Below are 8,623 nucleotides of genomic sequence, written 5' to 3'. Positions count from 1 at the left end.
GTGCCGGGCCGCCCGGCGGGCCGGCGCGGTGCGGCCGAGCACGTAGCAGGCCAGGTCGCCGACGAAGACGCCGGCCGCGCCGACCGCGATGGTGAGCGGCAGGTTGAGCCCGCCGTAGACGGTCAGCGCACCGCTGGTGATCATGACGACCTGGGTCGGCACCACCGGGACGAAGGCGTCGGCGACCAGCAGCGTCAACAGCAGCGCGTACGCCCACATGGGCGACGCGACGTCAGAGATGAGTTCGGCCACGACCGCCACCTCGCCGGAGTTCCCCGTTCGACCGGACCGAGCCTGACGCCGTGTCCCGCGTCACCGCGACCGGCCCCGTCCCCTGGTGACCGTCGACACCGGTGGGCCGTCGATCTGCAACGAGGCGGCCCGGCCCGAGGTGACGGGCCACCGGTGCGACGGGCCACGAGCGGGGCGGCGGATTCACGCTCACCGGCGTACCGTTGGCGGGACGCGGCACCGGAGCCGTCGGGTCCCCCGTTCTCGATGCCCGGGCCGCCGCGGGTCGCCGGCAGGTCCCGTGCCGGCGACCCGCACCCACTCCTCGAAATCCATGTGCGCCGTCGACGTCCGCGCGCCTACTGTTCGGGCATGCGCAGTGCCGAGGTGACCACGACGCCGGGTGTTCCCGGCGCGCCGCACTGACGTTTCCGTCGACGAGGCCCCGGGGCGAACCGCTCCGGTGCCTCGCGGCGTCCCGGTCCCGCTCGCTCCCGGGTCGTACCCGATCAAGGAGAGCGACATGATCGACCACCGCAGGCTCGGCCGGGAGCTGGAGCTGTTCGTCTCCGACCCGCTCGCGGGCGCCGGGCTGCCGATCTGGCTGCCGGCCGGCGCCGCGGCCCGGCACGCCGTCGAGGAGTACGTGCGGGAGTTGGAGCGCCGGGCCGGCTACCGGCACGTCTACTCCCCGCCGCTGGGCAAACGGGAGCTGTTCGAACGCTCCGGGCACCTGGGCTACTTCGCCGACGACATGTTCCCGCCGATGCGGTTGAGCGCCGACGACGAGTTCGTGCTCCGCCCGGCGCTCTGCCCGCACCACGCGCTCGTGTTCCGCGCCCGCGGCCGGTCCTACCGGGAGTTGCCGCTGCGGGTCGCCGAGCTGGGCGGGATGTACCGGGCGGAGCGCTCCGGGGTGCTCGGCGGGCTGTCCCGCGTACGGGCCATCTCGCTCAACGACGCGCACAACTTCTGCGCCCTGGAACAGGTCGGCGACGAGGTACGGGAGATCCTGCGGCTGATCCGCGAGGCGCACGCCGCGCTCGGCGTCCGGCCCGCCGGGTTCCGGCTGTCGCTGCGCGGGCCGGACCAGCGGTACGTCGGCGACGACGCCGGGTGGGCGCGGGCCGAGGAACTGCTCCGCGAAGCGCTCGACGGGGTGGACGTCGTCGAGGCCCCGGGCGAGGCCGCGTTCTACGGCCCGAAGATCGACATCCAGATCGTGGACGCGGGCGGCCGGGAGTCGACCATCTCCACCGTCCAGCTCGACTTCGACAAGCCGGAGCGGTTCGACCTGTCGTACACCGACTCGGACGGGCGGCGGAAACGGCCGGTGATGGTGCACCGGAGCCTGGTGGGCAGCATGGAGCGGCTCTTCGCGTACCTGATCGAGGTGCACGAGGGCGCGTTCCCGGCCTGGTACGCCCCGGTGCAGCTGATGCTGCTTCCGGTCGACGACGCGCAGGCCGACGCCGTCCACCGGCTCCGCCGCGGGGCGGAGGCCGCCGGGCTGCGGGTCGAGGTGGACGAACCGGGTTCGTTGGGCGCCCGGATCCGGGACGCGGCCCGCCGCCGCGTCCCGTACGTCGGGGTGGTCGGCGCCCGGGAGGCGGCCGACGGGTCGGTGTCGCTGCGCCTGCGCGACGGGCGGGTTCTCGCCCCGATGCCCGTCGCCGAGGCGCTGGGGGTGGTCGGCGCGGTGGTCGCGAGCCGGTCGGTCGACCTGCTCCCGCCGGCCTGAGCCCGGCCCGCCCGGGTGACCACGCGTCACCCGGGCGGTCGGTGTCGGCCCGGTCGCCGGTTCCACGTCAGTTCCCGACCGGCGCGCCGGTGGGTCGGATGCCGGCCGGCGGACCGCCCGGTGCCGGCGCGGGCACCTCGTCGGCGATCACCGCTCCGGTGAACTGGGCTTGGTAGAGCCGCGCGTACGCGCCACCGGCGGCGACCAGCTGGTCGTGGGTGCCCTGCTCGACGATCCGGCCCTGCTCCATCATCAGGATCAGGTCGGCGTCGCGGATGGTGGAGAGCCGGTGCGCGATGACGAAACTGGTCCGGTCCGAGCGCAGCGCCGCCATGGCGCGCTGGAGCAGCACCTCGGTGCGGGTGTCCACGGAGCTGGTCGCCTCGTCCAGGATCAGCAGCGACGGCTCGGCCAGGAACGCCCGCGCGATGGTGATGAGCTGCTTCTCACCGGCGCTGACGTTGCTGCCCTCCTCGTCGATCACGGTGTCGTAGCCGTCCGGCAGGCTGCGGACGAACCGGTCCACGAAGGTCGCCCGGGCGGCGGCGAGGATCTCCTCCTCGGTCGCGTCCGGCCGCCCGTAGGCGATGTTGTCCCGGATGGTGCCGCCGAACAGCCAGGTGTCCTGGAGCACCATGCCGATCCGGCCGCGCAGGTCGTCCCGGCGCATCGTGCTGATGTCCACCCCGTCCAGGGTGATCCGGCCGGCGTCCAGCTCGTAGAACCGCATGACCAGGTTGACCAGCGTGGTCTTGCCGGCGCCGGTGGGACCGACGATGGCGACCGTGTGCCCGGGCTCGGCGACAAGCGACAGGTCGTCGATGAGCGGCTTGTCCGGGTCGTAGCGGAACGAGACCCGTTCGAACTCGACCCGCCCGTGCGGGTCGGCGATCCGGGCCGGCGCGGCCGGGTCGACGCTCTGCTCGTCGGCGTCGAGCACGGCGAACACCCGCTCGGCCGAGGCCACCCCGGACTGGAGCAGGTTCGCCATCGACGCGACCTGGGTGAGCGGTTGGGTGAACTGCCGCGAGTACTGGATGAACGCCTGCACGTCGCCGAGGCTCATCGCGCCGGAGGCCACCCGCAGCCCGCCGACCACCGCGATGGCGACGTAGCTGAGGTTCCCGATGAAGAACATCGCCGGCATGATGATCCCGGAGACGAACTGGGCCCCGAAGCTCGCCTTGAACAGCTCGTCGTTCTTGGCGTGGAAGGCGGCCTCGACCTCCTTCTGCCGGCCGAACACCTTGACCAGCTCGTGCCCGGTGTAGGCCTCCTCGATCTGGGCGTTCAGCTCGCCGGTGTGGGTCCACTGGGCGATGAACTTGCGCTGCGACCGCTTGGCGATCTGGCCGGTGACGATCACCGACAGCGGGATCGCGACCAGGGCCACCGACGCCAGCAACGGCGAGATCCAGAACATCATCCCGAGTACGCCGACGACGGTGAGCAGCGACGTGAGCAGCTGGCTCAGTGTCTGCTGGAGCGTCTGGGAGATGTTGTCGATGTCGTTGGTGACCCGGCTCAGCAGCTCGCCCCGTGGCTGCTTGTCGAAGTACGGCAGCGGCAGCCGGTTGAGCTTGTCCTCCACGTCGGCGCGGAGCCGGAACACGGTGCGCTGCACCACGCCGTTGAGCACCCAGCCCTGCGCCCACATGAGCACGCTCGCGGCGACGTAGAGCGCGACCGCGAACGCCAGCACCCGGCCCAGCCGGCCGAAGTCGATGCCCGCGCCGGGCACCACGTCCATCCGGGCCAGCATGTCGGCGAAGTTGCCGTTGCCGGAGGCCCGGGCCGCGGCCACCGCCGCCTCGGTGCTGGTGCCGGCCGGCAGCTGCCGCCCGATCACCCCGTTGAAGATCAGGTCGGTGGCGTGCCCGAGCACCTTCGGCCCGATCACGCTCAGCCCGACGCTGGCCAGCGCCAGCGCCAGCACACCGACGAGCTGGATCCGGTACGGGCGCAGCCGCCCGAGCAGCCGGCGTGCCGACGGCCCGAACCGCATCGCCTTCTCGGCCGGCATGCCCATGTTCATGTGCGGCGGGCCGCCGGGTCGCCGCCCGGCCGGAGGCAGCCGCTTCGCCTCGCCCTGCTGCTGCGGCACGGCGCTTACGGGGCGCTGGCCGGGCATGTTCTCACGGCCCTCGCTGCGCTCGGTGCGTTCGCTCATGCCGGCACCTCCGCGGTCTGCTGGGACGCCACGATCTCGGCGTACGTGGGGCAGTTCTCCAGCAGTTCCTCGTGCCGTCCCATCCCGACGACACCCCCGTCCTCGAGCACGATGATCTGGTCGGCGTCGACGATCGTGGAGACCCGCTGAGCCACGATCACCACCGCCGCGTCCGCGGTGACCGGCTTGAGGGCGGCCCGCAGCCGGGCGTCCGTGCCGAGGTCGAGCGCGGAGAAGGAGTCGTCGAAGAGGTAGATCTCCGGCTTGCGGACCAGCGCGCGGGCGATGGCCAGGCGTTGCCGCTGGCCACCGGAGACGTTGGTGCCGCCCTGCGCGATCGGCGCGTCCAGCCCGCCCGGCATCTCGGCGACGAAGTCGCGCGCCTGGGCGATCTCCAGGGCCGCCCACAGGTCCGCGTCGGTGGCGTCCGGGTTGCCGTAGCGCAGGTTGCTCGCCACCGTGCCGCTGAACAGGTACGGCCGCTGCGGGACCAGCCCGATCCGCCGCCACAGCTCGTCCGGGGCCAGGTCGCGCACGTCGACGCCGTCGACCAGGACCGCGCCGGCGGTCGGGTCGACCAGCCGGGGGATCAGGGTCAGCAGCGTGGTCTTGCCGGCGCCGGTGGACCCGATGATCGCCGTGGTGCGGCCCGGCCGGGCCCGGAACGAGATGTCGCGCAGCACCGGCGCGGTGGCACCCGGGTACTGGAAGCCGGCGCCGCGCAGCTCCAGCTCGCCGCGTGCGGCGACCTCGGTCACCGGGTCGGCCGCCGGCACCACCGAGGAGTCGGTGTCCAGCACCTCCTCGATGCGTTCGGCGCAGACCGCCGCCCGGGGCACCATCATCAGCATGAAGGTGGCCATCATGACCGCCATCAGGATCTGCATCAGGTACTGGAGGAACGCGGTGAGCGCGCCGACCTGGATCTCCCCGGAGTCGACCCGGGCCGCGCCGAACCAGAGCACCGCCACGCTGGAGACGTTGAGCACCAGCATCACGATCGGGAAGATCAGCGCCTGGAGGCGGCCGATGCGCAGCGCGGTCGCGGTGAGGTCGGCGTTCGCCACCTGGAAGCGGTCGGTCTCGTACGGCTCGCGGACGAAGGCCCGGACCACCCGGATGCCGGTGATCTGTTCGCGCAGCACCCGGTTGACCGTGTCGATCCGGGTCTGCATGAGCCGGAAGCCGGGCACCATCCGGCGGATGATGAGGCCCAGCGCGACGGCCAGCACCGGCACGCAGACCAGCATCAGCCAGGACAGGCCGACGTCCTCGCGCAGTGCCATCACCACGCCGCCGACGCTCATGATCGGTGCGGCCACCAGCATGGTGCAGCTGAGCAGCACCAGCATCTGCACCTGCTGGACGTCATTGGTGTTGCGGGTGATCAGGGACGGTGCGCCGAACCGGGCGACCTCGCGGGCGGAGAATCGGTTGACGTGCCCGAAGATCGCGCTCCGGACGTCGCGGCCGAAGCCCATGGCGGTCTTGGCGCCCAGGTAGACGGCGGCGATCGAGCAGGCGATCTGGAGCAGGCTGACCACCAGCATCCAGCCGCCGGTCCGCAGGATCTGGTCGGTGTCGCCGCGGGCGACGCCCCGGTCGATGATGTCGGCATTGAGGCTGGGCAGGTAGAGCGAGGCCATCGTGCCGACGAACTGGAACGCCACCACGGCGGCCAGCAGTCGTCGGTACGGGCGCAGATGTGTGCGGAGCAGGCGGATCAGCACGGATGTCTCCCCGTTGGCGACTCGGTGTCGGACTCGCTGTCCCGGTTCAACCGACGGAGGTCCCCGTCGGACATGCCGGTGATGATTTCGGTCAGGAATTCGCGGATCACCGCCCGCTTGGCCGGGTCGGCGTCGACCGACGTCAACGGCCGGTCGCTGTGGATCAGGTCGATGATCGCGCGGGCGTGCTCCCGGCCGGAGTCGGTGAGCGTGAGCTGGACGGCCCGCCGATCCTCCGGGTTGCGGCGTCGGCTGACGAAGCCGTCACGTTCCAGGGTGTCGACGATGCCGGTGAGGGTGGCGGGCCGGACGAAGCACAGCTCCGCCATCTCGCGGTGGGTGATGTCGCCGGCTCGCAGCAGGATCATCAGCACCCGCATGCCGGCGGAGGTGAGGCCGTGGTGCTCGGCCAGGTAGCGCCCCCAGTGCTGCTCGACGACGTGGCCGGCGATCGAGACCAGTCGGCCGAGCGGTGCCTGCTGCAACGCGTCGGGGTAGCGGACGAGCGGTCCCATGTTCACGGGCGCTAGATTAGCCCCCGAACCATCAGGCCCCAAACTAATTTCTGAGAGGCCCCTCAGCCGCGTTCGGCGCGGGTGCGGGGCGGGTCGTCCGGCGCCGTGGCGACGTACTCCCGCATCACCTCGGCGACCTCGCGCAGGAACGTCGCGGTGGCCTCGGCCTGCTCGGGGCTGAGCCGGGCGACCGCGCGGTCGACGCCGACGAGCATGGGCCGCAGTGCCTCCAGCACCTCGCCGACCGCGTGCTCGGTCACCTGGAGGGTCAGCCGCCGGCGGTCGTGCGGGTGCGGGGCGCGGGCGACGTGTCCGGCCTGGACCAGCCGGTCGACGAGCGTGGTGGCGGAGGCCGACCGGATGCCGAGCCGGTTGCCCAGCTCGACCGGGCCCAGCGGCTCGGGGCTGGAGATCAGGTGGTCGATGGCCGCGGCGTCGGTGGCACCGATGCCGAGTCGGCGGGCCAGGGCGGCCCTGGTGTCCCCGGCGACCCGCAGCATCTCGCGCAGCGCCCGGGCGGCCTCGCTGCTCGGCGGCCGGGCGGCGGGCGTGGCCTCTCCGGTTGACGGCGACCCCTCCACGGGTTAAAGCTAGCATCTCAGGTAGCTAGAAAATCTAGCTAAAAGCGGGAGGGGTGCCATGCGCAGCGACGGGCGTGGACGCTGGTTCGGGCTGCTCGCCATCAGCCTCGGCGTGGCGATGATCATCGTGGACGCCACCATCGTGAACGTCGCGGTGCCGCAGATCATCCGGGACCTGGACATCACCTCGACCGACGCCCAGTGGGTGCAGGAGGCGTACACCCTGGTCTTCGCGGCGTTGCTGCTGGTCGCCGGGCGCTTCGCCGACCGGTCCGGGCGGCGGCGGATGTTCGTCGCCGGGGTCAGCGTCTTCGTGGTGGCGAGCGTGCTGGCGGCGCTCGCCGGCTCCGGCGAGGCGCTGATCGGCGCCCGGGTGCTCCAGGGCGTCGGTGGGGCGATGATGCTGCCCACCTCGCTCTCCCTGCTCAACGCCAACTTCACCGGCCGGGAGCGGGGCATCGCGTTCGCGGTCTGGGGCTCGACCATCGGCGGCGCGGCCGCGCTCGGCCCGCTGCTCGGCGGCTGGCTCACCACCACGTACTCCTGGCGGTGGGCGTTCGGCATCAACGTTCCGGTCAGCCTGGCCGTGATCGGGGCGACCCTGCTGCTGGTCGCCGAGTCCCGGGACGATCGGGCCGAGCGCGGGGTCGACCTGGTCGGGGCGCTGCTCTCCGTGGTCGGCATGACCGGCGTGGTCTTCGCGCTCATCGAGGGACGCACCTACGGCTGGTGGGAGCGGGAGCGACCGTTCAGCCTCTTCGGACTCGACTGGACCGCCTCGATCTCCCCGGTGCCGGTGGCCGCGCTGGCCGGGCTCGGCGCGCTCGGTGTCTTCCTGGCCCAGCAGGTCCGCCGCAACCGCGCCGGGCGACCCGCGCTGCTCGACCTGTCGCTGTTCGGCATCGGCTCGTTCCGCAACGGCATCCTGGCCGCCGCGATCGTCAGCCTGGGCGAGTTCGGTCTGCTCTTCGCGCTGCCGCTGTGGTTCCAGAACGTGCTCGGCTACAGCGCCTTCCGCACCGGCCTGGCGCTGCTGCCGCTCGCCGTGGGCAGCTTCCTGGCCAGCGGCATCGGCGCACCGTTGACCCAGCGCTGGGGTGCGGCCCGGGTGGTGCAGCTCGGCGTCGCGGCCGAGCTGGTCGGTGTGGCCGGACTGGGCTTCGTGGTCGCGCCGGACACCCGCTGGTGGGCGCCGGTGGCGTTCCTCTTCGTCTACGGCGTCGGCGTCGGGCTCGCGACCGCCCAGCTCACCGGCGTCTCGCTGGCCGAGGTGCCGGTCCGGCGCAGCGGCCAGGGCTCCGGGTTGCAGAGCACCGCCCGGCAGGTCGGTTCGGCGCTCGGCATCGCCGTGCTCGGCACCGTGCTCTTCGCCGGTCTCGGCGGCATTCTCGGCGACCGGCTGGCCGACCAGCCCGGCCTCGACCCGGCCGGGCGGGACCAGGTGGTGACCGCGGTGAAGGAGAGTGCCGGCGCGGCGATCGGCGGGCTGGCGGCGGATCCGCGTACCGCGCCGATCGCCGAGGAGGCGAAGGTGGCCTTCTCCGACGCCACCCGGTACGCGGCCTTCACGGCGGCCGGGTTCCTGCTGGTCGGCCTGCTGGCCTGCCTGCGCCTGCCGAGCGTGCGCGCCGGGGCGACCGGGGACGCCCCGCCGG

7 protein-coding genes are annotated in these 8,623 nt (G+C 72.7%); 2 read left to right on the top strand and 5 right to left on the bottom strand.

Annotated elements, in window-relative coordinates:
• Window positions 1-252: DedA family protein (locus HUW36_RS19415; protein ID WP_425487247.1), on the bottom strand; the 252-nt coding region annotated here is incomplete at its 3' end.
• 502 nt (window positions 253-754) lie between these two features.
• Between HUW36_RS19415 and thrS the strand changes: the two genes are divergently transcribed.
• On the top strand, window positions 755-1,972 hold the full coding sequence (gene thrS / locus HUW36_RS19410) for a threonine--tRNA ligase (protein WP_174529474.1): 1,218 nt from the start codon (window positions 755-757) through the stop codon (window positions 1,970-1,972).
• Window positions 1,973-2,039: 67 nt separating this feature from the next.
• Here the strand turns inward: thrS and HUW36_RS19405 are convergent, their stop codons facing one another.
• The 4 genes from HUW36_RS19405 to HUW36_RS19390 all read right to left on the bottom strand — a co-directional run bounded on the left by HUW36_RS19405 (window position 2,040) and on the right by HUW36_RS19390 (window position 6,887).
• Window positions 2,040-4,103, bottom strand: a complete 2,064-nt coding sequence (locus HUW36_RS19405) for an ABC transporter ATP-binding protein (protein ID WP_174529477.1) — start codon at window positions 4,101-4,103, stop codon at window positions 2,040-2,042.
• Between the two features lie 35 nt (window positions 4,104-4,138).
• On the bottom strand, window positions 4,139-5,872 hold the full coding sequence (locus HUW36_RS19400) for an ABC transporter ATP-binding protein (protein WP_174529473.1): 1,734 nt from the start codon (window positions 5,870-5,872) through the stop codon (window positions 4,139-4,141).
• Entirely contained in the window at window positions 5,866-6,387 is a 522-nt protein-coding gene (locus tag HUW36_RS19395) for a MarR family winged helix-turn-helix transcriptional regulator (protein ID WP_174529476.1), read from the bottom strand. The genes HUW36_RS19400 and HUW36_RS19395 overlap by 7 nt, the downstream gene beginning before the upstream one ends.
• 62 nt (window positions 6,388-6,449) lie before the next feature.
• Complete coding sequence (locus HUW36_RS19390; protein ID WP_174529475.1) at window positions 6,450-6,887, bottom strand: MarR family winged helix-turn-helix transcriptional regulator; 438 nt, start codon at window positions 6,885-6,887, stop codon at window positions 6,450-6,452.
• Between the two features lie 139 nt (window positions 6,888-7,026).
• On the opposite strand from HUW36_RS19390, the gene HUW36_RS19385 reads away from it, so the two are divergent.
• On the top strand, window positions 7,027-8,623 hold a 1,597-nt coding region (locus HUW36_RS19385; protein WP_174529472.1), incomplete at its 3' end, for an MFS transporter.

The sequence above is a fragment of the Micromonospora maritima genome (assembly GCF_902825405.1).
Classification (GTDB): Bacteria; Actinomycetota; Actinomycetes; order Mycobacteriales; family Micromonosporaceae; genus Micromonospora; species Micromonospora maritima.
Note: the sequence above shows the minus strand (reverse complement) of the source record. Positions and strands in the feature narration are given on the sequence as shown.